The organism is Actinomadura sp. 3N508, assembly GCF_044326375.1.
Taxonomy (GTDB): Bacteria; Actinomycetota; Actinomycetes; order Streptosporangiales; family Streptosporangiaceae; genus Spirillospora.
The window spans coordinates 36,376-57,778 of the sequence record NZ_JBIRAX010000019.1; the positions used below are offsets into that span (position 1 = coordinate 36,376).

Sequence of the window (21,403 nt, forward strand, 5' to 3'; positions counted from 1 at the left end):
TCAGTCAGAGCAGCGCTGCGTCGACACCGGGGTGGTCGCGTTCGCGCTGGCGCGCACGTCCGGGGCGACCTCTTCCGCGGTGAGCGCGTAGCCGGTGGACGGCGAGTCGAGCGCGGCGGCGAAGATGACGCCGTAGACGCGGCCGTCCGTGGACAGCAGCGGGCCGCCCGAGTTGCCCGGCTCGACCTTGCCGCGGATGGCGTAGATCTCGCGGGTGACCTGGCCGGAGTGGTAGATGTCCGGGCCGCGCGCCGTCTGCCGGGCGCGGATCCGGGCGGCGCCCGGCGTGAACGGCTGGTTCTTCGGGAACCCGGCGATGATCGCGCTGTCCCGGACGCGGGCCTCCCCGGCGAACTTCAGCGGCGGCGCGTCCAGCCCCGGCACGTACAGGACGGCGACGTCGCGCTTCGGGTCGTACAGGACGACCCGTCCGCGTGCGGTCTCGCCGTTCACGGTGGCCACCGCGGACGACCCGCGCGCACCCGCGACGACGTGCGCGTTCGTCATGATGTGCTTCGGCGCGAACACGAACCCGGTGCCCTCGATCCGGCGCTGGCACTGCGGCGCCGTGCTGACGATCTTCACGATGCTGTCGCGGGCGGCGCGCAGCCCCCTGGTGTTCAGCACCGACTCGTCCGGCGGCGGCACCTGCACCACCGACTCGCCGCCGAGCCCGTTGAAGACCTGCGGGAACTCGCTGCTCTTCACGAAGCCCTGGAAGGAGGTGAACCAGGTCTGCGCCTGCGGCGGCATCACGTCGTTGATGCCGTTGATGATGGCGGAGCCCTTGACCTGCGTCCGGACGGGCTGGAACTCGGAGTTGGCGACCAGCGTCCCGAAGAACCAGGCGACGATCAGGAGCGACAGGGCGCTGACGAAGGTGCCGCCGACCGCGTCCACCGTGCGGGCGTTCAGGCCGGTCACCCGGTTGCGCAGGACGGCGCCGAGCGAGGACGCGACCAGCTGTCCCATGGTGGCGGCCAGGAACGCGATCACGATGGCGAGGAGTGCCTGCTGCGCGGCGCCGTCGACCGCGGCCTCGGCGATCGGCGGCGCGATCAGCACCCCGGCGACGCCGCCGCCGACGAAGCCGATGAAGCTCAGCAGGCTGACGATGAACCCCTGCCGGTACCCCGAGACCCCGAACAGCACGACGAGCACGAGCAGGATGGCGTCGAGAACGTGGTCGTGCAGCACCGCTTCACCGTATAGTGCCGCACCGCTGCATAACGTCCCCTCGATGTACCAGATTGGGGTGTGCGGCGTAGCCGTTGGGTGTGACGTTCAGCGGCCTACGTCGTCTGATGGACGGACAACGACCACCTGACCTGCGGGTGCGGATTTCCGCACCTGCGGGGCCGATGTTCAGTCGCGGGCGGCGAGGTTCAGATCTTCCGGCGGCAGGTCCTCGACACGGTCGGCGTCCCATGGGCGGTTCCAGCCGCCCGCGTCCAGCACGCGGGTGAGCAGCGCCGCCGTGAACCCCCACACGAGCATCTCGCGGACGCGGAACGCGGGCCCCATCCTGACCCCGGACGGGTGCCGGATCATCAGCCGGTTCGCCGGGTCGACCAGCTCCGCGATCGGGACGCGCGCGACGGTCGCGACCTCGCCGGGATGGCCGGGCGCGATGTCCGACGGCTCCCGCCACCAGCCGGCGACGGGCGTGACCAGATGCCTGCTGTGCGCCAGGTACAGGTCGGGCAGCGTGCAGAGGACGTCCACGCCGGACGGCTCGACGCCGGCCTCCTCCCAGGCCTCGCGCAGCGCCGCCGCGACCGCTCCGTCGTCGTCAGGGCCGACACGGTCGCCGGGGTCGATGCGGCCGCCGGGGAAGGCGGGCTGCCCGGCGTGGCTGTTGAGCGTCGGCGCGCGCTCGGTGAGCAGCACGTCGGGGCCGTCCGGACCCTCACCGAAGAGGATCAGGACGGCGGCGGCGCGCGCTCCCGGCACGGGCCGGAACATCGGCGGCACCGCCATCCGCGGCCCTTCAGCGCAGAAGCGTTCGAGCCATGGGGGGCTGGTGCGGGCGATGTCGGTCACGTTCGTCCCAACTCCGGAACGCTCCTCTTCCTTCCCAGGGCGCCGGTCGTGGTCGCGGGGTCCGCGGGCTGGGCCGGTCAAGAGAAGGGGCCGGGCTTGACGAGTTTGCGCGCGGTCTCCTCGTCGGTCGGTCCTTCGCCGAACGCCGGGCAGAGGCGGGCGAGTGGGCAGGCCCCACAGGCCGGACGGCGGGCATGGCAGATCCGGCGGCCGTGCCAGATCAGTCTGTGGGAGAGCATTGTCCAGTCCTTGCGCGGGATGAGCTCGCCGATCTCCTGTTCGACCTTCACCGGGTCGTCCTCGCTCGTCCATGCGAAACGGCGGGCGAGGCGGCCGAAGTGAGTGTCGACGGTGATTCCTGGAACGTCGAACGCGTTTCCTAGGACGACGTTGGCCGTCTTACGTCCGACCCCAGGGAGAGTGACCAGGTCTTCAAGGTTCCCTGGGACCTCGCCGTCGAACCTGTCCCGCAGCGCGGCGGACAGCCCCATCACCGACTTGGTCTTGGCGCGGAAGAAGCCGGTGGGCTTCAGGATCTGCTCGACGTCCTCGGGGTCGGCGGCGGCCAGCTCCTCCGGCGTGGGGTACTTGGCGAAGAGGCCGGGCGTGGTCAGGTTCACCCGCGCGTCGGTGGTCTGCGCCGACAGGACGGTCGCGACGAGGAGCTGGAACGGCGTCCCGAAGTCCAGCTCGCAGTGCGCGTCCGGGTACGTCTCGGCCAGGATCCGGTTGATCCTGCGCGCCCGCCGCACGAGCCCGAGCCGCGTCTCGTCCTGCCATTTCCGGGCTCGCGGCCGTTTGGACGCCCCCGCCCCCGCCTTCGCTCCCGCTCCCGCCTCCGTCGCCATACCGGCCAGCCTAAAGCCTCGACGCGCCTGCGCCCGGAGCTCCACAGAAGACGAGACCTGGCGCACCGCCTTAAAAAGACGGCCTTGTTCATTTATGTTACGCTCGCCCGCATGATCCTCGACTCCGCCCGGTGGACCGCGACCCTCGCCGGGCGGCGCGTCCTGATCACGGGTGCCGCGCGCGGCATCGGCGCCGCGCTGGCCGTCCGGCTGCACGAGCGCGGCGCCCGGGTCGCGCTCGCCGGCCTGGAGCCCGAGCACCTCGCCTCCGTCGCGGCGGACTGCGGCTCCGCCCCCTGGTGGACGTGCGACGTCACCGACCGTGCCAGGGTCGCCGAGGTCTGCGACGCAGCGGCGGACGCGCTCGGCGGCGGCCTGGACGTCGTCGTCGCCAACGCGGGAGTCGCCGCGCAGATGCCGATCATCGGCGGCGACCCGTCCGTGCTGGAGCAGAGCCTTCGGGTGAACGTGCTGGGCGTCCACAACACGCTGCGTGCAGCCGGGCCGTACATCAGCCATGAACGCGGCTATGCGCTGGCTGTGGCGTCCCTGGCGGCGGCCGTCCACGCGCCTCTGCTGGGGGCCTATAGCGCGTCCAAGGCGGCCGTAGAGGCGCTGGGCAACACGCTCAGGGTCGAGCTACGGCCGTCGGGGGCCAGGGCAGGAGTCGCGTACTTCGCCGAACTCGACACCGACATGACGCGGCGAGGGTTCGACACGGAGGCGGCGCACGCCCTGGTGAATTCGGGACGCGCGAGCAGCCTCGTCTCAGCGGTCACGCCACTGCGCGTAGGGATCGATGCCCTGGAGCGCGGAATCGCACGCCGCTCCAAGCGAATCGTCGCCCCCTGGTGGGTCGCCGGGGTGCTGCCGGTCAGGATGGTCGCGCAGCCCGTCGTCGACCGCGTCGTCCAGCGAAAGCTGCGCGAAACCCTGGAAATCGCACGCAAGGAGCACGTGGAGCTGACCACGCCCCAGCCAGGGCCGACGGCGCCCAAGCCGGAGCCTCGTCAATGACGGAACAGCTTCTGCCTCGCGTCGCGCCGGGCGGGATCCGGGACGTCGGCGCCGTGAACTGGCTCATCTGCCGGGTCGCGGGCCGGGCCACCGGGACGGGCCCGCCGAACCTGTTCCTGACCCTGGCCCGCCGCCGCGGCCTGTTCCGCGGCTGGCTGTGGTTCGCGGGACGGCTCATGCCAGGCGGCACCCTCCCGCGCCGCGAGACGGAGCTGGTGATCCTCCGCGTCGCCCACCTGCGCGGCTGCCGCTACGAGTTCGACCACCACGTGCGGATCGGCCGCCGCGCGGGCGTCCGGGAACGGGACGTCCAGCGCCTCAAGGAGGGACCGGACGCGGCCGGCTGGAACCCGCGCGAGCGCGCGATCATCGCCGCCACCGACCAGCTCCATGACCGGCGTGACCTGGACGACGAGACCTGGACGCGGCTCCGCACCCACCTGTCCGAGGGGCAGTGCGTCGAGCTGACCATGCTCGCCGCCCACTACGAGATGCTCGCCACAGTGATCGGCACGCTCCGCGTCCAGCCCGATCACTGAGGGCCGGACCGGGCCGGGCTGGGCCGCTAGGCGCTCAGTGCCCCGGAGCGCAGCAGAAGGCGGACGTGCTCGATGACCGGGGGCCCGACCGCGCGCAGGGCCGCCATGTCACCCGCGGCGACCGCCGGAGTCACCATGGCACCGACCGCCGACACGACGATCTGGCAGGCGAACCGGGCCGTCTCGCCCGTCGCACCCATCATCTCGGCGAGGGCCACCGCCAGCTCGTGCTGGACCTCCGCACGCCGCCGGATGGCATCCGGCCCTGCCGCGTACACCTCCACAAGGAACAAGCGCGCGTACCCCGGTTCGGACGCCAGCGCCTCCAGGTAAGCGGTGAAGGCGCGCTCGAACCGTTCCGCCGGATCGCCTCCGCCCTCCGCCACGGCGCCTTCCAGCCGGTGGCGGAGCACCGCGATCGCCTGGTCGAACGCCGCCATAAAGCAGTCGAGCTTGGACGAGAACAACCCGTAGAAACTCTGCCGGGAGACCCTGGCCCGCTTCAGGACGTCCTCTACCGACGTCCCCACGTACCCCTTCTCGGTCATCGCCGCCGCCATCGCCGCGCAGAGGCGGTCGCGATGCACCCGCTCCACCTCCGAGCGGGACAGCGCGTGCCGACCCCTTGGGAGGCGGCGCGGCGAAGCCTGGGACACCCGATCAGATTAGGGCACGGACGCCACCCTTCCCCGGCGCCCGGTTCAGGGTGTTGAGACCGGTGTGATGCCATTCACCCAATGGTCCGTACACTGGGCGAACGGGACCGCGGCGGCCCGGGGAGGACGGAAAGCCAGGTCCTCCGTTTCGGCGCGCCGTGACCCAGCCTTCACGTACGCGGTGGGACGTACGTCACACTAGGCATGTCGGTGTTGGAGGAGGAGAAGCGTGACGGATCGCGACGTGGACGTTCTGAGCAGAGCCCCGCTCTTCGAGGCCCTCGACGAGCAGGGCGCCAAGGCGCTGCGCGCCAACGTGACCGAGGTGCGCCTCGCACGCGGTCAGACGCTGTTCAACGAGGGGGAGACCGGGGACCGGCTGTACGTCGTCCTCGAAGGCAAGATCAAGCTGACCAGGACGGCGCCGGACGGCCGCGAGAACCTGCTGAGCGTGCTCGGCCCGAGCGAGATGTTCGGCGAGCTGTCGCTGTTCGACCCGCGGCCGCGCACCGCGAGCGCCATCGCGGTGACCGAGTGCCGGCTGGCCGGGCTCGGGCACGACGACCTGCGGCCCTGGCTGACCGGGCACCCCGAGGTCGCAGTCCAGCTCCTGCGCGCCCTGGCGCAGCGGCTGCGCAAGACCAACGACGTCATGGCCGACCTGGTGTTCACCGACGTCCCGGGCCGCGTCGCCAAGGCGCTGCTCGACCTGGCGGAACGGTTCGGCCAGCCGTCCGAGGCCGGGCTGCACGTGCACCACGACCTCACGCAGGAGGAGCTGGCGCAGCTCGTCGGCGCGTCCCGCGAGACGGTCAACAAGGCGCTCGCCGACTTCGCCCAGCGGAACTGGCTGCGCATCGAGGCCCGCGCCGTCGTGATCCTCGACATCGAACGCCTCCGCAAACGCTCCAAGTGACCACGCCGCCGGCACGCTGAGCCGACGCGTGGGACCGGGAACGGGGACGGGGAAACCTGGGACAGGGGCGGGAACGGGACGGGGAACGGAACGGGGTCCGCAGGGACGGAAGGGCCTGCGGGGGACGGGGTCGGCCGGCTCAGCGGCGGCCGTTCAGGTAGTCGAGCTGAGCCTGGACGGAAGATTCGGCCGCCGGCCAGAGCGACTTGTCGACGTCGGCGTAGACCCGCTCGACGACCTCGCGCGCCGTGCGCGCACCCGCCGCGACGGCGGCCTCCACCTGCGCGAGGCGCGCCCGCCGGTGGTCGATGTAGTGGTCGAGGACGGCGATCGGATCGTCCAGCTTCGGCCCGTGACCTGGCAGGATCGTCGCGGCCTCGACCTCGGCGGAGAACGCGCGGAGCCGGTCGAGCGACCCGAGATAGTCGCCGAGACCGCCCTCCAGGACGGTCGTGCCGTACCCGAGGACGGTGTCGCCGGTGAGGACGGCGCCGTCCGCCGGAAGCCAGAACGTGAGCGAGTCGTCGCTGTGGCCGGGCGTCTCCATGATCCGCAACTCCAGCCCGCCCGTCGTGATCACGTCGCCCTCGGCGAGGCCCTCGTCGCCGAGCCGGTGCCGCGGGTCGAGCGCCCGCACCTTGACCGAGCCCCCGGCCAGCCGCGCGAACTTCGCGGCGCCGGCGGAGTGATCGGGGTGGCCGTGGGTGAGCAGGACGAGTCCGACGCGGCGTCCCTGCGCCTCGACCGTGTCCAGGACGCGCCGCAGGTGCTTGCCGTCCTTGGGACCCGGGTCGACGACGACGGCCTCGCCGGAACCGGGCTCCGCGATGATCCAGGTGTTGGTGCCGTCCAGGGTCATGGCGGACGGGTTCGGAGCGAGCACGCAGGTCGCCCGTTCAGTACCCATCCCATCGATCTCGGACATGTCCCCCATCTTCCCCGAGGCCCGATCCGGGTGCCGGACCGGGTTCCAGCCGAGCCGGTCGAGGTGCCGCAGCGCCGACGTGCCCGCCAGCCGGTACATGAGGGCCTTGGTGACCGCGTCCCGCCGCCGCCCGCTCAACCGGCCCGCCCCCTCGCTTCGCCGCGGCGCCCGCACGTCACCGGTAGTGCCAGGCCACGGAATCGGGCAGGACGAGGTACGCCTCACCCTCGATGATCTCCGCCGTGGGCTCGTAGGCGACGATCTCGCGGGGCGCGGCCAGCACGTCCGCGACCGTCTCGAACTCGGCGAGCTCGGTGAGCGTCGCGATCGTCGGCGGGAGCATCGTCCATTCGCCCGTGCTCCCTCGCTCGGCCGCCTCCTCCGGGCGCACCCAGAAGACTTGGTCCGCCTCGGTGCTGACGTCCCGGGCCCGCTGCCCCTCCGGCATCGCCGCGACGAAGAAGCGGGTGTCGTAGCGCTTCGGCTCGATCTTCGGGGTGATCCAGTGCGCCCAGGGGCGGAGCAGGTCCGTCCGCAGGACGAGGCCGCGCCGGTCGAGGAACGCGCCGAACGACCGGGTCCGGTCCAGCAGCGCCTGCCGGTCGGCCTCCCAGCCGGCGCCGCGCGTGTCGTCCACGACCGTGCCCGCCGTCGGGCCCGCGAGCAGCACGAAGGTCTCCTCGAAAGTCTCCCGGACGGCCGCGCACACCAGCTCGCGGGCCAGCGTCTCGTCGGCGTTGAACGCGCGTCCCCACTCCGCGGGCGCCGGACCCGACCAGGCGAGGTCGGCGTCCCCGTCGCGCGGGTCGACCCCGCCGCCCGGGAACACGTAGGCGCCGGGCGCGAACGCCATGGACCGGACGCGGCGGAGCAGGAACGCCTGCAGCCCGTGCCGCTCGTGATCGCGAAGCACGACAACCGTGGCGGCGGGCCGCGCCGGGACGGGCTCGGCCCGCCCGGCCCGGATGTCCTCGACCCGGCCGCGGAACGACTCCGGCAGCTTGAGCGCGTTCACCATCGCCCCACCGCCCTCCAGCCCCCGCCCACCGCCGGCCGGACGGCGAGCTCCGCCCGACCTCCCGGAATCATGACCCTCATGGCGGCCAATTCGGACATACCGAACGACATTCCGTCAACTCCGGATGCCCTGGCCCCGGCGGGCGGCGGGGCGTCAGGCGATCTCGGCGATCAGCTCGACCTCGACCGGGACGTTGCGCGGCAGGGCGGCGACGCCCACGGCGCTGCGGGCGTGCCTGCCCGCGTCCCCGAACACCTCGACCAGCAGATCGCTGGCCCCGTTGATCACCTGCGGCTGCCCGTCGAAGTCGGGAGCGCTGGCGACGAAGCCGACGACCTTGACGATCCGCGCGATCCGCGACAGCTCGCCGACCTCGGCCTTGAGCGCCGCGATCGCGTTCAGCGCGCAGATCCGGGCTTGCCGGGCGCCCTCCTCCGGGCTGACCTCGGCGCCCACCTTCCCGACGAGGCCCAGCTCGCCCTTGACCAGCGGGATCTGCCCTGCCGTGTAGACGAGCGACCCCGTCCGGGCCGTGGGGACGTACGACGCGACCGGCGGGACGACTTCCGGCAGCTCCATCCCCAGCTCGCGGATCCGTTCTTCAGGCGTGCTCATGACCACTCCCTCTAGGACTGCACTTCGCGCTTGAAGTAGGCCACGAGGTTCTCAGGGTTCGGCCCCGGCAGGACGGTGACGAGCTCCCACCCGTCCTGTCCCCAGTTGTCCAGAATCTGCTTGGTCGCGTGCACCAGCAACGGAACGGTCGCGTACTCCCACTTCTTCATGCGCCTCACACTAGCGATCGGCCTACCCGAACCCCCTCCTAACCCACCCGTTCAGCACACCACCGGAACCGATTTCAGCCCGAACCGTCCACTGCGTGCCGTCAGGGATGTTCGGCGCGGATCATGACGCGGCGGAGAAGGTCGGAGAGGGTGCGTCGCTCGTCCGCGCTGAGCGTGCCGAGCAGCCGGTACTCCTCGTGACCCACGCGGTCCATCGCGCCGAGCCAGGCGGCGCGCCCTTCGTCGGTGAGCTCGACGACGACCCGGCGGCGGTCGGTGGCGGACGGCGTCCGGTGGACGAACCCGCGGCGCTCCAGCGCGTCCAGCCGTCCGGTGATCGAGTTCGGCGCCATGCCGAGATCGGCGGCAATCAATCGACGAGCTCCGCTCCGCCCATCCGCTTCGCGGCCGGGACTTCCGGCTGCTGTTCGGCGCGCGCGTCCTGTCCCTGACCGGCGACGCCGCCGTACCGGCCGCGCTCGCGCTCGCCGTCCTGCGCGCGACCGGCTCCACGTCCGCGCTGGCCCTGGTGCTCGGCTGCGCGATGGTGCCGCGGCTGCTCCTGCTGCCGATCGGCGGCGTCGTCGCCGATCGCCTCAACGCGCGGGGCGTCGCCCTCGCCACCGACCTCCTCGGCTGCGCCGCCCAGCTCTTCGCCGGAATCGAGCTGCTCGGCGGGCAGCCGGACCTCTGGCATCTCGCCATCGCCCAGGTGATCGGCGGCACCGCCTCGGCGTTCCAGACCCCGACCATCTCGCCGCTCGTCGCCGGAACCGCCGACCCGTCCGGCCTCCACAAGGCCAACTCCCTGCTGGGCGCCGCCAACGGCGCCACCCGGCTCGCCGGACCGGCCCTCGCCGGGACGCTCGTGCTGACCGTCGGCCCCGGCTGGACGTTCGTTCTCGACGCCGCCTCGTTCGCCGCCAGCGCCGCGCTGCTCGCGATGGCGCGCGTCCGGCACGTCCCGATCCCGGCACGTCCCGACGGCGGCCGGGGCGCTTTCGGGCGGCTCATCAGCGACCTGACGGAAGGCTGGTCGGAGGTCCGCTCCCGCGACTGGTACTGGACGAGCCTGATTGCGCACGCCGTGTGGAACGGCGCCTCCGCCGTCCTGCTCACCCTCGGGCCCGCCATCGCCATCGACCGGCTCGGCGGCGAGGGGGCGTGGATCGCGACCGTCCAGGTCGGCGCCGTGGGCCTCGTCGCCGGTGCCCTGCTGGCCGCGCGCGTCCGGCCGCGCCGGCCCGTCCTCGTCGCGAACCTCGGCCTCGCCCTCTTCGCGCTGCCGCTCGTCCTGTTCGCCGTCGCGGCGCCCGCGCCGCTCGCCATCGCCGCGTACGGGCTGTCGGGAGCCGGGCTGGGCGTTCTCAACCCGACGTGGGAGACGGTCGTCCAGCTGACCGTGCCGCAGCACGCGCTGGCCCGGGTGACCTCCTACGACTGGCTGCTCTCCCTGGGCGCCGCTCCCCTCGGCTACGCACTCGCCCCATGGGCCGCGTCGGCTTGGGGGACGTCCACGCCACTGCTGATCGCGGCCTTCCTGGTAGCGACCTCATGCCTGGCGACGGCGGCCGTACCCGGCGTCCGCCACCTGACCATGCTCACCGAGGCCCCAGCCAAGCGACTCGCCACCCCCGGCACCGAGCCCGCCCCGATGACCTAGGCGCCCGTTTCGGGATCGGCGCCAGGTCGGCGGTCGCCGCCGGCGATGCCCTGCTGCTCGGCGGACGGCGATTCGACGGCCTGCGGTTCGTCGCGCTGCTTGGGCTCGTCGAGGCCGATGACCGGCGGGACGTCCTCCGGGGACTCCAGCGCGGACGACGCCTCCGCCGCCTTCGCCAGTTCCTCCTCTGCCTTGGCGAGGCGTTCCCCGAGGTCGAGCCTGGCCTTCTCGCCTTCGTCGCCCTCCCTGGAGCGCCCCAGACCGCCCGCGGCGCGCTCGAAGAACCGCAGGATCTCGACCGGCAGCGGCATGACCAGCGTGCTGTTCTTCTCGGCGGACACCTCCACGACCGTCTGCAGCAGCCGGAGCTGCAGGGCCGCCGGGTCCTGCGACATGATCTCCGCGGCCGCGGCGAGCCGCTTGGACGCCTGGAACTCGCCGTCCGCCGTGATGATCCGGGCGCGGCGCTCGCGCTCCGCCTCGGCCTGCCTGGCCATCGACCGCTTCATGCCCTCCGGCAGCGAGACGTCCTTGATCTCGACCATCTCGATCCGGATGCCCCACGGCCCCTCGGTGATCTCGTCGATGATCGCCCGCAACCGCGTGTTGATCTTCGCGCGCTCGCCGAGGAGTTCCTGCATGTCGGCCTGGCCGATGACCGACCGCAGCGACGTCTGGGCGACCTGCGAGACCGCGTAGCCGTAGTTCTGGACGTTCACGATCGCCTTCACCGGGTCGATCACCCGGAAGTACACGACGGCGTCGACACGGACGCTCACGTTGTCCTGGGTGATGCCGTCCTGTCCCGGGACGCCCATCGTGACCGTCTGCCGGCTGACCTTCTGCATCCGTTCGACGACCGGCACGATCGCCGTGATGCCGGGCGCCCGGACCGCGCTGGGACGCAGCTGCCCGCCCCGCTGCACCTGCCCGAACCGGAACACGATGCCGTGCTCGTACTGCTGGACGATGCGGATCGACGACGCCAGGCCCAGCAGCCCGCCCACCAGCACGACGAGCAGTACGACCAGGATCACCGCTTCCATCACGGCCACCTTTCTCGCGCGGTGGACGGGGCCGCGGGGAGCACCTCTGGCCCCGGCAGTCCGGACCCGTGGGGTCCGGACGGAACCACCTGGAGGGCGGTTCACGTTTCCCAGCTAACCGCGCGGGCAGGCCGATTGACAGTGCCCGCACGAACGATCTTGGACGCACCGTGTCAGGGATCACTTGCATGAGGGCGGGAGCACTCTGAAGTGTTTGCCGAGTGAACGATATGGTCGATCGGGTGAGTGCGAGAGACACCGACTGGGACGGCGTACGCCTCCATGTGGTCACCGGCAAGGGCGGGACCGGGAAGACGACGGTCGCCGCCGCGCTCGCGCTCGCCCTGGCCGCCGGGGGCCGCAAGGTCCTGCTCGTCGAGGTCGAGGGACGGCAGGGCATCGCCCAGCTGTTCGACTGCCCGCCGCTGCCGTACGGGGAGCGGCGCGTCGCCGTCGCACCGGACGGCGGCGACGTCTACGCGCTCGCGATCGACACCGAAGAGGCGCTCATCGAGTACCTCGAAATGTTCTACAACCTCAAGCGCGCCGGTAAGGCGATGACCAAGCTCGGCATCGTCGACTTCGTCACGACCATCGCGCCTGGCCTGCGCGACGTGATCCTCACCGGCAAGACCAGCGAATCGGTGCGCCGCAAGAAGAAGGACGGCTCGTTCATCTACGACGCCGTCGTCATGGACGCCCCGCCCACGGGCCGCATCACGAAGTTCCTGAACGTCAACGACGAGGTCTCAGGGCTCGCCAAGGTCGGGCCGGTGCGCAACCACGCCGACACCGTGATGAAGGTCCTGCGCAGCCCTGAAACGGCCGTGCACTTCGTGACCCTCCTGGAGGAGATGCCCGTCCAGGAGACGATGGACGGGATCCGCGACCTCACCGAGGTCGGCCTGCCCATCGGCGGCGTCGTGGTCAACATGGAGCACCAGCCCGTCCTGACCGAGGACGATCTCGCCGCGGCCGCCGCCGGCGCCCTGGACACCGACGAGATCGTCCGCGGCGTGAAGGCCGCCGGCCTGGAGCACGACGCCGAGTCGATCGCCGCGGAACTCGCCGCCGAGGCCGCCGACCACGCCCGCCGCACCGCGCTCCAGCGCCGCGAGAAGGAGCGCCTGGAGTCGATCGACCGTCCCCGCTACACGCTCCCTCTCCTGTCGGACGGCATGGACCTGGCCGGCCTCTACGACCTGGCCGCCGCCCTCCGCACCCAGGGCGCCGCATGACCAGCCGAGCCGCCACCTGGGCCTGGGCCCAGCCGAGCCGCCGCATGACCGCCCTGGCCGCGCCCTCGCCCGCGCGGCCCCGGACGACGGGAGAGGCGAACCGATGAGCCCGAGCACCAGCAAGGCCCCGCCCGCGCTCGACGTGGACGCCCTCCTCGACGACCCCCGCACCAAGATCATCGTGTGCTGCGGCTCGGGCGGTGTCGGCAAGACGACGACGGCCGCGGCGCTCGGTGTCCGCGCCGCGGAGCGCGGCCGGGACGTGGTCGTCCTCACCGTGGACCCGGCCCGCCGCCTCGCCCAGTCGATGGGCCTGTCCGAGCTGGACAACAACCCCCGCAAGATCGAGATCGACGGCGACGGCGAGCTGCACGCCATGATGCTCGACATGAAGCGCACCTTCGACGAGATCGTCGAGGCGCACGCCGACCCTGACCGGGCCAAGCAGATCCTCGCCAACCCCTTCTACCAGTCGCTGTCGTCCAGCCTGTCCGGGACGCAGGAGTACATGGCGATGGAGAAGCTCGGCCAGCTGCACCGCTCCGGCGCCTGGGACCTGATCGTCGTGGACACCCCGCCGTCCCGGAACGCGCTCGACTTCCTGGACGCGCCCGAGCGGATGGGCCGCTTCCTCGACGGCCGCTTCATGAAGATCCTCGCCGCCCCGGCCAAGACCGGCGGCCGGTTCGGCGTCAAGGTGATCAGCGCCGGGTTCGGCGTGTTCACCGGCGTCATCAACAAGGTCATCGGCGTCCAGCTGCTGCGCGACGTGCAGACGTTCGTAGCCGCGTTCGACACGATGTTCGGCGGCTTCCGGGAACGAGCCGAGAAGACCTTCCGCCTCCTCCAAACACCCGGCACCGCGTTCCTGGTCGTCGCGGCTCCAGAGCCGGACGCGCTCCGCGAGGCTTCCTACTTCGTAGAGCGCCTGGCAGAGGAACGCATGCCGCTCGCAGGACTGGTCGTCAACCGCGTCCACGAATCCTCGACCGACACGCTCTCCGCCGCCCGGAGCCAGGCCGCCGCCGAGACGCTGGAAGAACGCGGCGAGCACACGCTGACCGCCGCGCTGCTCCGCCTCCACACCGATCGCATGCAGCTGGCCGCCCGCGAGGAGCGGCTGCGGGACCATTTCGCGTCCACGCACCCGACCGTCCCGGTAACGGCGGTTCCCGCGCAGGCAGAGGACGTCCACGACCTGGACGGCCTACGCCAGGTGGGCGAAGACCTAGCCGCCGCTCCCACCACCGCCCCACCGACCGCCGCCGCCTGACGGCGAAGCCCCGTCACCCGCGGTCGACGAACTGGCCGTGCTGACGTGCCGACGCCTGTTCGGCACGACCTCCCACCAGGTGAGACTGCGCCATACCCACTCCAGTGGCCCATACCGGGCATGACGCAGCCACCATGAGCTGAACGCCAGCTCGGCCAGGAACACGCACATCCCCAGCAGGACGGCCGTCCCGTAACCGGACACCTCAGCGAAATGGCCGACCAGCACGACCACCAATGTGGCTCCGACATATCCGGTCAGCGCCATCCTCCCGAGCGGCGCCAGCACCTCCAACGCGCCCCGGACACGCGAGCGCAGCAGCAACAGAATCGCCATCACATATGTGGCGGCCGTCACCAAACCCGCGACCGCGGCAACCCGCGCGCCAGCCCCCGGGCCGTCACCGACCTGCCAGAAGTTCAAGACGGCGGCACACAGAAAGCCAACCGCCAACGCAACACCCAAACGCATCCCGGACACTTCCAGAAGCTTCTCCACCCCGTACCGCTGCGCTGCGTATCCGAGCAGGAACAGCCCCGGGATCAGCACGCTCCCACCCCCGCTGACCAGCACCGCAGCCAGAGTGGTCACAGCCCCGAGCCCCAGGACGTACCGTCCGGCAAGAAACGACGCGGGCAGCAGCACCACGACCCCGACGACCGCGTAACTCAGCAGCACTTCGTCCGGCTGGAGCACCCGATGAAGTGCACCAATGGGAATCAGAAACCCAAGCCGGGCCAGCATCACCACGCGGGGATTGCGTTCGGTCTCCCCGACGGCGTCCATGAACAGCCCGAAACCGACCCCGAACAAGAAGGAGAAGATCGGAAAGAATCGCTGATGAAGGAGCGTCTCATGGACCCAATAGGCCGCGCCGTCTCGCGTCGCGACCGAAGACGCCCCACTGATGGCGACGGTGTTCGCGATGGAGATACCGAAGAGAGCGAACCCGCGGAGGACGTCCACCTCCGTGATGCGCGGCCGCATCCCGGGGACCTCCCTCTCTCGGAGCCCGAGCCGGCAGAACCACCACATCGCGCCCGATCCGCCCACGCGACCATGCCACGGCAGAACGCGCCACGCGGCAAGACGAGCAGCCAGAACCGCCCACAGGACGGGTAGCTGCAACCGCCCGCAGGACGACCACAAGCGCGTTGGCAGGCCCGCACCCATCAAGGTGCGGGCCTGCCACAACGCTTATTCGGCCGTGCTAGTCGTTGAACCTGTACGGGCCACTCCCAGCCCGTGGCAGCTGGACGATCGCCTTCCGGCGGATCGGGTCAGCTGGCGACGAGCTCCTGCTCGTCAATGTCGACCGACCGCTCGTACTCCTCCTTCGCGGTCTCCAGCAGGTCGCGCCACGATCGCACGTCCGGCCGCCGTCGCAGCAGTGCACGGCGTTCCCGCTCCGTCATCCCGCCCCAGACACCGAATTCGATCCGGTTGTCGAGGGCATCAGCGAGACACTCCGTGCGCACCGGACAACCGCGGCAGATCATCTTGGCCCGGTTCTGCGCCGCTCCCTGCACGAACAGGGCGTCCGGATCCGCGTTACGGCAGGCGGCGCGGGCGGTCCAATCCGTGATCCACATCTTGGCCCCACTCCCCTAGGGTCTGTGTGTCGATTTGCGCTCCTTGGCCGGACGGGCGCGGACGTCAGGCCGCCAAACGAAAGCCGTGGGGAAGAACTTACGGAAGCGAGGGACGTTTCAACAGCCCCCGATGGGCCCATTCTCGATATAGCCCACCAGGGCCATATCACCGGAACGGACTAGTTACCTGTAGTTGACGCGCCAGACACGGCGCCGGTTGTCATCTTGAGGGCATAACGGACGAACGTCCCGACGGTGACGGGCCCGGAAGGTGGGGCTACGGGAGCCCTGTCCCGAATGCACTGGTCATCACGCGTACCCTAGAGCCCGTGCGCGTTGCGAACACGGATCGAATGACGGATCGGATGAAGGCGGCGTCGACGCTGCTCAGGCTGCTCGGCGCCGGAGTCGTCGCGGGCGTCCTCGTCGCGTTCATCGCGCTGCCCGCCGTCGGCAGCGCGGGGCTGACGGCCCGCGACGCCGCGAACAACTTCGAAGACATGGACAGCCATCTGAAGACGACACCACCGTCTGAGAAGACGGTGGTGTACGACTCGAGCGGCAAGCAGATCGCCACGTTCTTCGACAAGTATCGCGAGTCGGTCCGGCTCGACCAGGTCGCACCGATCATGCGCCAATCGATCATCGATATCGAGGACTCGCGGTTCTACGAGCACGGCGCCCTCGACCTGAAGGGCACCATTCGCGCACTGGCGTCCAACGTGGAGTCCGAGCAGACGCAGGGCGGCTCGACCCTCACCCAGCAGTACGTCAAGAACCTTCTGGTCGACGCCTCCAGAACGCCGGAGGAGTACCGCGAGGCCACCGCGCCCACGGTCGGCCGCAAGCTCCGCGAACTCCGCTATGCGCTCGACATCGAGAAGCGCATGAGCAAGGACCAGATCCTTGAGGGCTACCTCAACATCTCCTACTTCGGTGCGGGCGCATACGGCGTCCAGGCCGCGGCCAAGCGGTACTTCAGCGTTCCGGCGTCCGAACTGACCCTCGGCCAGGCCGCGCTACTCGCCGGCATCACCCAGAACCCGACGTCCTACGACCCCATCCGCAATCCGAAGGACGCGCGCAAGCGGCGCGACGTCGTCCTCTACCGGATGGCGCAGCTCGGGCACATCACCAAGGCCCAGGCCGACGAGGAGGCCAAGAAGCCCATCGAGCTGAACCGCACCGACCCGGTCGGCGGCTGCGAGTCCAGCTCGGTGCCGTACTTCTGCGAGTACGTGAAGTACGACCTGCTGAACATCCTGTCGGACGGCAAGTACTGGCAGCTCGATTCGCAGGAGCAGCGCAACGTCGTCAACAAGCTCAACCGGGGCGGATACACGATCCGCACCACCCTCGACATGCAGAAGCAGCGCGCCGTCGACAGGGCGCTGCGCTCGACCGTCCCGCCCGGGGGCCACCGCGTCGCGGCGGAGGCGATGGTGGAGCCCGGCACCGGCAAGGTCAAGGCGATCGGGCTGAGCAAGCGGTTCGGCCCCGGCAAGGGCAAGACCACCCTCAACCTCCCGGCCGACTCGCGCCACGGCGGCGGCAACGGCGTGTCCGCGGGCTCGACGTTCAAGATCTTCACGCTGGCCGCCGCGATCGACCAGGGCATCCCGGTCAGCACGTCGATCAACTCGCCCGAGACGACGACCATCGGCGGCTTCCAGCCGTGCAGGTACACCGGGATGTACGACGGCAAGAAGGTCAAGGACGCGATGATCGGCGGCGGCACCTGGACGGTGTCCAACGCCGGCGACAGCGAGTCGGGCAACTTCAACCTCAAGACCGGCACCTGGCACTCGGTCAACACCTTCTACGCGCATCTGGAGAAGCGCGTCGGCGTCTGCAACGCCGTCAAGATGGCCGAGAAGTTCGGCATGAAGCAGGGCAACGGGAACCCGCTGCTGCCGATCGCGTCGCAGGTCCTCGGCGTCAACGACGTCGACATGGTGCACCTCGCCGCCGCCTACGCCGGATTCGCCGCCCGCGGCAAGTACTGCGCCCCGGTCTCGGTGACGGAGGTCGTCGACCCCGAGGGCAAGCAGGTCAAGCTGCCCAAGCAGGAATGCCACCAGGCCCTCGACCAGGACGTCGCCGACAAGGTCAACTCGATCCTCCAGGGCGTCCTCACCAAGGGGACGGCGGTGGGACGCGGCATCGGCCGTCCCGCCGCGGGCAAGACCGGCACCTGTGAGAGCCACTCCTGCGCCGTGTTCGCCGGTTTCACGCCGAACCTCGCCGCCGCCACCGCCTACTGGGACTTCCGCGGCCCCTGGAGGTACAAGGTGTACGGCGTGTACGGCGCGGGCATCCCCGGCGGCATCTGGCAGCAGAGCATGCGGAGCGCGCTCGCCGGCGAACCCGCGCCCGGCTTCCGGACCCCGACCCGCGACTTCGGCGACTCCACCCGCGTCCCGCAGGTGAAGGGCGCCACGGTCGCCGCCGCCACCGCCGCCCTCAGGGGCGCCGATCTGCAGGCCCGCGTGGCGCCCGCGTCCATCCGGTCGAACCAGCCGAAGGGGACGGTCGTCTCCACCTCACCGTCCGCCGGGAGCCAGGTCCCGCCCGGGACCACCGTCATCCTCTACGTCAGCAACGGCAAGGGCCGCGGCAACGAGGGCCCCGGCGGCAGCGGCTGGCCCCCGTGGGGCGGCGACTGACGCCGGACGGCCGCACGCCGCCTACTGGACGAGCTGCCGCTTGACCTCGGCGGCGACGCGCCCACCCTCGGCGCGTCCCGCCACCTTGGGGCTCACGACCTTCATGACCTGCCCCATCCCGCGCGGGCCCGCCGCACCGGTCGCGGCGATCGCGTCCGCCACCAGCGCCGCCAGCTCCTCGTCGCCGAGCTGCGCCGGAAGATACTCCTCCAGCACGACACCCTCGTCCCGCTCCGCCTGAGCCTGCTCCTCGCGCCCGGCGTCCCCGAACGCGGTCGCCGCCTCGCGCCGCTTCTTCGCCTCCCGGCCGAGGACCCGGACGACGTCGTCGTCGGACAGCTGCCGCGACTGCTTGCCGGCGACCTCCTCGTTCTTCACCGCCGTCAGCGCCATCCGCAAGGTGCGGGTCCGCACCTCGTCACGCGCCTTCATCGCGGCCGAAAGGTCGGTCTCCAGCTTCTCCTTCAAGGTCATGTTCCACATCATGCCCGTAGCGCACCGGAAGCCTCATCGGGATTACCACGCGATGCAATTCTCTGGAAGCATGGGAGGCGTGCGAAAGTTCTACGCCGTGCCCCTGGCACTCCTGGGCGCGGGCGCCGCGACCTTCGGGTACGCCTCGGTGATCGAGCGGAACTGGTTCCGCCTCCGCCGCATCGACGTCCCCGTGCTGCCGCCAGGCCGCCCGCCGGTGAAGATCCTGCACATCTCGGACGCGCACCTCACGCCCGGCCGGTCCCGCCTGATCAGCTGGGTCCGCTCGCTGGACGCCCTGGAGCCCGACCTGGTCGTCAACACCGGCGACTCGATCTCGCACCGCGACACGATCGGCCCCTTCCTGGACGCCCTCGGCCCCCTCCTCGACCGTCCCGGGGTCTTCGTCTACGGCTCCAACGACCTCTTCTCCCCGATCTTCAAGAACCCCCTCCGCTACATCTGGCGGACCAGCAAGTCCGACTACGACCGGCACCGCCGCGAACCCGACCTCCCGTTCCGCGAGCTCGGCTCGTCCCTCCAGGCCGCCGGCTGGCTCGACCTCAACAACCGCATCGGCCGCCTCAAGGTCGGCGAGCTGGACGTCGAGTTCGGCGGCATCGACGACTCCCACATCAACCGCGACCGGTACGACAAGATCGCCGGCCCGGTCGACCCGCAGGCCGACGTCCACCTCGGCATCATGCACTCCCCGGAGCCCCGCAACCTCGACCGCTTCACCGCCGACGGCTACGACCTGCTCCTCGCCGGCCACACCCACGGCGGCCAGGTCTGCGTCCCGTTCTACGGCGCTCTCGCGACGAACTGCGGCATCGACCGTCCCCGCGTCAAGGGCCTGCACCGGCACCGCGGCTCCTGGCTCCACGTCTCCGCGGGCCTCGGCACGTCCCCCAAGGCCCCCATGCGCTTCTGCTGCCCGCCCGAAGCGTCCCTCCTCACGCTCGTCCCCCGCGCGTGACCCACTGGAAGACCGCCCGCCTAACCGTCGCCGCCTACGACTACGGCGTCCAGAACCCCTTCATCTCCCGCGCCGCCGCCCGCCTCCTGTGGAGTTACGACATCCGCCACCTCCACCAGGCGATAGCCGCCCAGGACCCGGACGCCCTGACCCTCGACATCCCCTGCGGCGGCGGCATAGCCGTCCGAGACAACCCGCGCCACATAGCCGTAGACCTCTCCCGGACGATGCTCACCCGAGCCCGCCGCAAGACAACGAACCTCCTCCAGGCAGACATCTACGCCCTCCCCTTCCCAGACGCGACCTTCGACGCCTGCGTGACCTACAACGGCCTACACTGCCTCCCGGACCCGGCACGGGCCATCACCGAACTGACCCGCGTCCTCCGCCCAGGCGGCACCCTCCGCGGCACGACCCTGATCCGAAACACAAGCCGCCGCACCGAAGCCCTCTACACCGTCATGCACCGCCAGGGCATCTTCGGCCCGTCCGGAGGCCTTACCGACCTCCACACCTGGCTGACGAACGCCGGCCTGACCGACATCCACCTCACCCCCAACGGCGCCATGACCGGCTTCACCGCCCGTAAATAGGGACGCACCACCCCCCGGCATCCGCTAAGGTGGACAAGGCGCCGGGAGACCGTACGACTCCCGGGCAGCCACCACCGGGGTGTAGCGCAGCTTGGCAGCGCGCTTCGTTCGGGACGAAGAGGTCGTGGGTTCAAATCCCGCCACCCCGACCCAGGTCAGAGGCCCGTATCCCTCCATGGGAGACGGGCCTCGGGCGTTATTCGGGAGCCGACTGGGAGATCATCTTCAGATCGTCCCCGTCCCTCTGCCGCGACAACACCGCGCTATGAATGGTGCTGGGCGGCGGTGACCCACCATTTCCACGACAGGCCGGCCCGGACGCACCTACGACCTCGACGGGCGCTAGATCACAGACCTTGAGGGCTTTACTGCGCCCTCGGCGAGGCCGTCAACGGACCCGGGTAGCTACTTCGGCTGGAACCACCAGGCGCACCGTGAGCGCCTGCGCGGCGAGTGGGGCGGCCCCTTCGTTCCATTTGCGCTGGCACCAGTCCGACGACGTGCGAGGCCATCTCATCCCGGGCTACGACATCCGCCGCTGGGGGCTACACGTCACTCTGGAGGAAATACTCGACGCCGGAATTCACCGTCGACCTGCAATGACCGCGAACCTGCGCACGGCGCCTGCGGCCTGCCAGGCGGGGAGGACGTCCGACTGGATCACCGTTCGGGGGTGGTGCGGCTCCCGGCGTTAGCGGAGGAGGGTAGAGCTGCGGAAGAGGCGTGCCCAAGGGCGTCCGAAGCCGAGTGTGGTGCCGGCGCCGGCGAGTGCGACCGCGACCAGCATCGCGGCGTAGACCCAATGCATGTCCCTGAAGGTGTTGGTGTCGGGCCACGGGGACACGGCGGCGAACCCGAAACCCTTGAAAAGATCAGTCGCCGCTACGACTCACCCGTGAACGAATTCGGCATCTGGAAGTGAAGGCGCTGGACCAGATCCGCGATCACCTTCCCGAGGAGCTCCGCAAACAACTCCCTGCACGATCCCGCAAGCTCACAAAGAAGACCACTAAGAAGAAGCCTCGCAAGCAAACACGGAGATCTAAGTCATCGTCAGGCAGGATCAAGCGCTAGAGCGACGCATTTGTGCGGGCCGTGGTCGGATGCGTCGTCGGGGCGATCGTCTCCCGTA

The 21,403-nt window shown here is 70.6% G+C and carries 22 protein-coding genes and 1 tRNA gene; 10 read left to right on the top strand and 13 right to left on the bottom strand.

Annotated features, from left to right (window positions below; all coding sequences use genetic code 11):
• The 3 genes from ACH34S_RS40225 to nth form a co-directional block, all read right to left on the bottom strand.
• A complete protein-coding gene (locus ACH34S_RS40225) occupies positions 1-1,197 on the bottom strand; it encodes a MarP family serine protease (protein ID WP_395958186.1) in 1,197 nt (398 codons plus the stop codon).
• A 168-nt stretch (positions 1,198-1,365) separates the two neighbouring features.
• On the bottom strand, positions 1,366-2,043 hold the full coding sequence (locus ACH34S_RS40230; RefSeq protein ID WP_395958187.1) for an NUDIX hydrolase: 678 nt from the start codon (positions 2,041-2,043) through the stop codon (positions 1,366-1,368).
• A gap of 77 nt (positions 2,044-2,120) precedes the next feature.
• The gene (gene nth / locus ACH34S_RS40235; RefSeq protein ID WP_395958188.1) at positions 2,121-2,891 is read right to left on the bottom strand and encodes an endonuclease III; all 771 of its coding nucleotides are present in this window, start codon (positions 2,889-2,891) and stop codon (positions 2,121-2,123) included.
• Between the two features lie 111 nt (positions 2,892-3,002).
• On the opposite strand from nth, the gene ACH34S_RS40240 reads away from it, so the two are divergent.
• Together ACH34S_RS40240 and ACH34S_RS40245 are read left to right on the top strand one after the other, a co-directional pair.
• The gene (locus tag ACH34S_RS40240; RefSeq protein WP_395958189.1) at positions 3,003-3,908 is read left to right on the top strand and encodes an SDR family NAD(P)-dependent oxidoreductase; all 906 of its coding nucleotides are present in this window, start codon (positions 3,003-3,005) and stop codon (positions 3,906-3,908) included.
• Positions 3,905-4,447, top strand: coding sequence for a carboxymuconolactone decarboxylase family protein (locus tag ACH34S_RS40245; RefSeq protein WP_395958190.1), 543 nt, complete (start codon positions 3,905-3,907; stop codon positions 4,445-4,447). Before ACH34S_RS40240 ends, ACH34S_RS40245 begins: the two co-directional genes overlap by 4 nt.
• Positions 4,448-4,473: 26 nt before the next feature.
• Here ACH34S_RS40245 and ACH34S_RS40250 read toward each other — a convergent pair whose 3' ends face one another.
• Complete coding sequence (locus ACH34S_RS40250; RefSeq protein WP_395958191.1) at positions 4,474-5,034, bottom strand: TetR/AcrR family transcriptional regulator; 561 nt, start codon at positions 5,032-5,034, stop codon at positions 4,474-4,476.
• A gap of 298 nt (positions 5,035-5,332) precedes the next feature.
• On the opposite strand from ACH34S_RS40250, the gene ACH34S_RS40255 reads away from it, so the two are divergent.
• Complete coding sequence (locus tag ACH34S_RS40255) at positions 5,333-6,019, top strand: Crp/Fnr family transcriptional regulator (RefSeq protein WP_067483689.1); 687 nt, start codon at positions 5,333-5,335, stop codon at positions 6,017-6,019.
• Positions 6,020-6,158: 139 nt separating this feature from the next.
• Here the strand turns inward: ACH34S_RS40255 and ACH34S_RS40260 are convergent, their stop codons facing one another.
• The 5 genes from ACH34S_RS40260 to ACH34S_RS40280 all read right to left on the bottom strand — a co-directional run bounded on the left by ACH34S_RS40260 (position 6,159) and on the right by ACH34S_RS40280 (position 9,121).
• Positions 6,159-6,944 (bottom strand): MBL fold metallo-hydrolase, encoded by a 786-nt coding sequence (locus ACH34S_RS40260; protein WP_395958250.1) that lies wholly within the window; start codon positions 6,942-6,944, stop codon positions 6,159-6,161.
• A gap of 175 nt (positions 6,945-7,119) precedes the next feature.
• Positions 7,120-7,962 (bottom strand): NUDIX hydrolase, encoded by an 843-nt coding sequence (locus ACH34S_RS40265; protein WP_395958192.1) that lies wholly within the window; start codon positions 7,960-7,962, stop codon positions 7,120-7,122.
• A gap of 153 nt (positions 7,963-8,115) precedes the next feature.
• Positions 8,116-8,577: a RidA family protein gene (locus ACH34S_RS40270; protein WP_395958193.1), complete on the bottom strand. Its 462-nt coding sequence runs from the start codon at positions 8,575-8,577 to the stop codon at positions 8,116-8,118.
• 11 nt (positions 8,578-8,588) lie between these two features.
• Entirely contained in the window at positions 8,589-8,747 is a 159-nt protein-coding gene (locus tag ACH34S_RS40275; RefSeq protein ID WP_021591512.1) for a DUF4177 domain-containing protein, read from the bottom strand.
• 101 nt (positions 8,748-8,848) lie between these two features.
• Complete coding sequence (locus tag ACH34S_RS40280) at positions 8,849-9,121, bottom strand: MarR family winged helix-turn-helix transcriptional regulator (RefSeq protein ID WP_395958194.1); 273 nt, start codon at positions 9,119-9,121, stop codon at positions 8,849-8,851.
• On the opposite strand from ACH34S_RS40280, the gene ACH34S_RS40285 reads away from it, so the two are divergent.
• Positions 9,121-10,410, top strand: coding sequence for an MFS transporter (locus ACH34S_RS40285; RefSeq protein ID WP_395958251.1), 1,290 nt, complete (start codon positions 9,121-9,123; stop codon positions 10,408-10,410). The genes ACH34S_RS40280 and ACH34S_RS40285 overlap by 1 nt on opposite strands.
• Here the strand turns inward: ACH34S_RS40285 and ACH34S_RS40290 are convergent.
• Complete coding sequence (locus ACH34S_RS40290; RefSeq protein WP_395958195.1) at positions 10,407-11,456, bottom strand: slipin family protein; 1,050 nt, start codon at positions 11,454-11,456, stop codon at positions 10,407-10,409. The genes ACH34S_RS40285 and ACH34S_RS40290 overlap by 4 nt on opposite strands.
• A gap of 242 nt (positions 11,457-11,698) precedes the next feature.
• Between ACH34S_RS40290 and ACH34S_RS40295 the strand changes: the two genes are divergently transcribed.
• Together ACH34S_RS40295 and ACH34S_RS40300 are read left to right on the top strand one after the other, a co-directional pair.
• Positions 11,699-12,694, top strand: a complete 996-nt coding sequence (locus ACH34S_RS40295) for an ArsA-related P-loop ATPase (protein ID WP_395958196.1) — start codon at positions 11,699-11,701, stop codon at positions 12,692-12,694.
• Between the two features lie 103 nt (positions 12,695-12,797).
• Positions 12,798-13,967 (top strand): ArsA family ATPase, encoded by a 1,170-nt coding sequence (locus ACH34S_RS40300; RefSeq protein WP_395958197.1) that lies wholly within the window; start codon positions 12,798-12,800, stop codon positions 13,965-13,967.
• On the opposite strand, the gene ACH34S_RS40305 is transcribed toward ACH34S_RS40300, so the two are convergent.
• Together ACH34S_RS40305 and ACH34S_RS40310 are read right to left on the bottom strand one after the other, a co-directional pair.
• Entirely contained in the window at positions 13,923-14,954 is a 1,032-nt protein-coding gene (locus tag ACH34S_RS40305) for a DUF418 domain-containing protein (protein WP_395958198.1), read from the bottom strand. The genes ACH34S_RS40300 and ACH34S_RS40305 overlap by 45 nt on opposite strands.
• Before the next feature lie 293 nt (positions 14,955-15,247).
• Positions 15,248-15,559: a WhiB family transcriptional regulator gene (locus tag ACH34S_RS40310; protein WP_131969361.1), complete on the bottom strand. Its 312-nt coding sequence runs from the start codon at positions 15,557-15,559 to the stop codon at positions 15,248-15,250.
• Between the two features lie 353 nt (positions 15,560-15,912).
• On the opposite strand from ACH34S_RS40310, the gene ACH34S_RS40315 reads away from it, so the two are divergent.
• The gene (locus ACH34S_RS40315; protein WP_395958199.1) at positions 15,913-18,225 is read left to right on the top strand and encodes a penicillin-binding protein; all 2,313 of its coding nucleotides are present in this window, start codon (positions 15,913-15,915) and stop codon (positions 18,223-18,225) included.
• Positions 18,226-18,246: 21 nt separating this feature from the next.
• Here the strand turns inward: ACH34S_RS40315 and ACH34S_RS40320 are convergent, their stop codons facing one another.
• Positions 18,247-18,699 carry a GatB/YqeY domain-containing protein gene (locus ACH34S_RS40320; RefSeq protein WP_395958200.1) on the bottom strand — a complete coding sequence of 151 codons (453 nt, stop codon included), beginning with the start codon at positions 18,697-18,699 and terminating at the stop codon, positions 18,247-18,249.
• Positions 18,700-18,769: 70 nt separating this feature from the next.
• On the opposite strand from ACH34S_RS40320, the gene ACH34S_RS40325 reads away from it, so the two are divergent.
• From ACH34S_RS40325 to ACH34S_RS40335, 3 genes are all read left to right on the top strand, one after another.
• On the top strand, positions 18,770-19,678 hold the full coding sequence (locus tag ACH34S_RS40325) for a metallophosphoesterase (protein ID WP_395958201.1): 909 nt from the start codon (positions 18,770-18,772) through the stop codon (positions 19,676-19,678).
• On the top strand, positions 19,675-20,271 hold the full coding sequence (locus tag ACH34S_RS40330; protein WP_395958202.1) for a class I SAM-dependent methyltransferase: 597 nt from the start codon (positions 19,675-19,677) through the stop codon (positions 20,269-20,271). The genes ACH34S_RS40325 and ACH34S_RS40330 overlap by 4 nt, the downstream gene beginning before the upstream one ends.
• Before the next feature lie 75 nt (positions 20,272-20,346).
• Positions 20,347-20,420 (top strand) — tRNA-Pro (locus ACH34S_RS40335).
• The last annotated feature ends 983 nt before the right edge of the window (positions 20,421-21,403 follow it).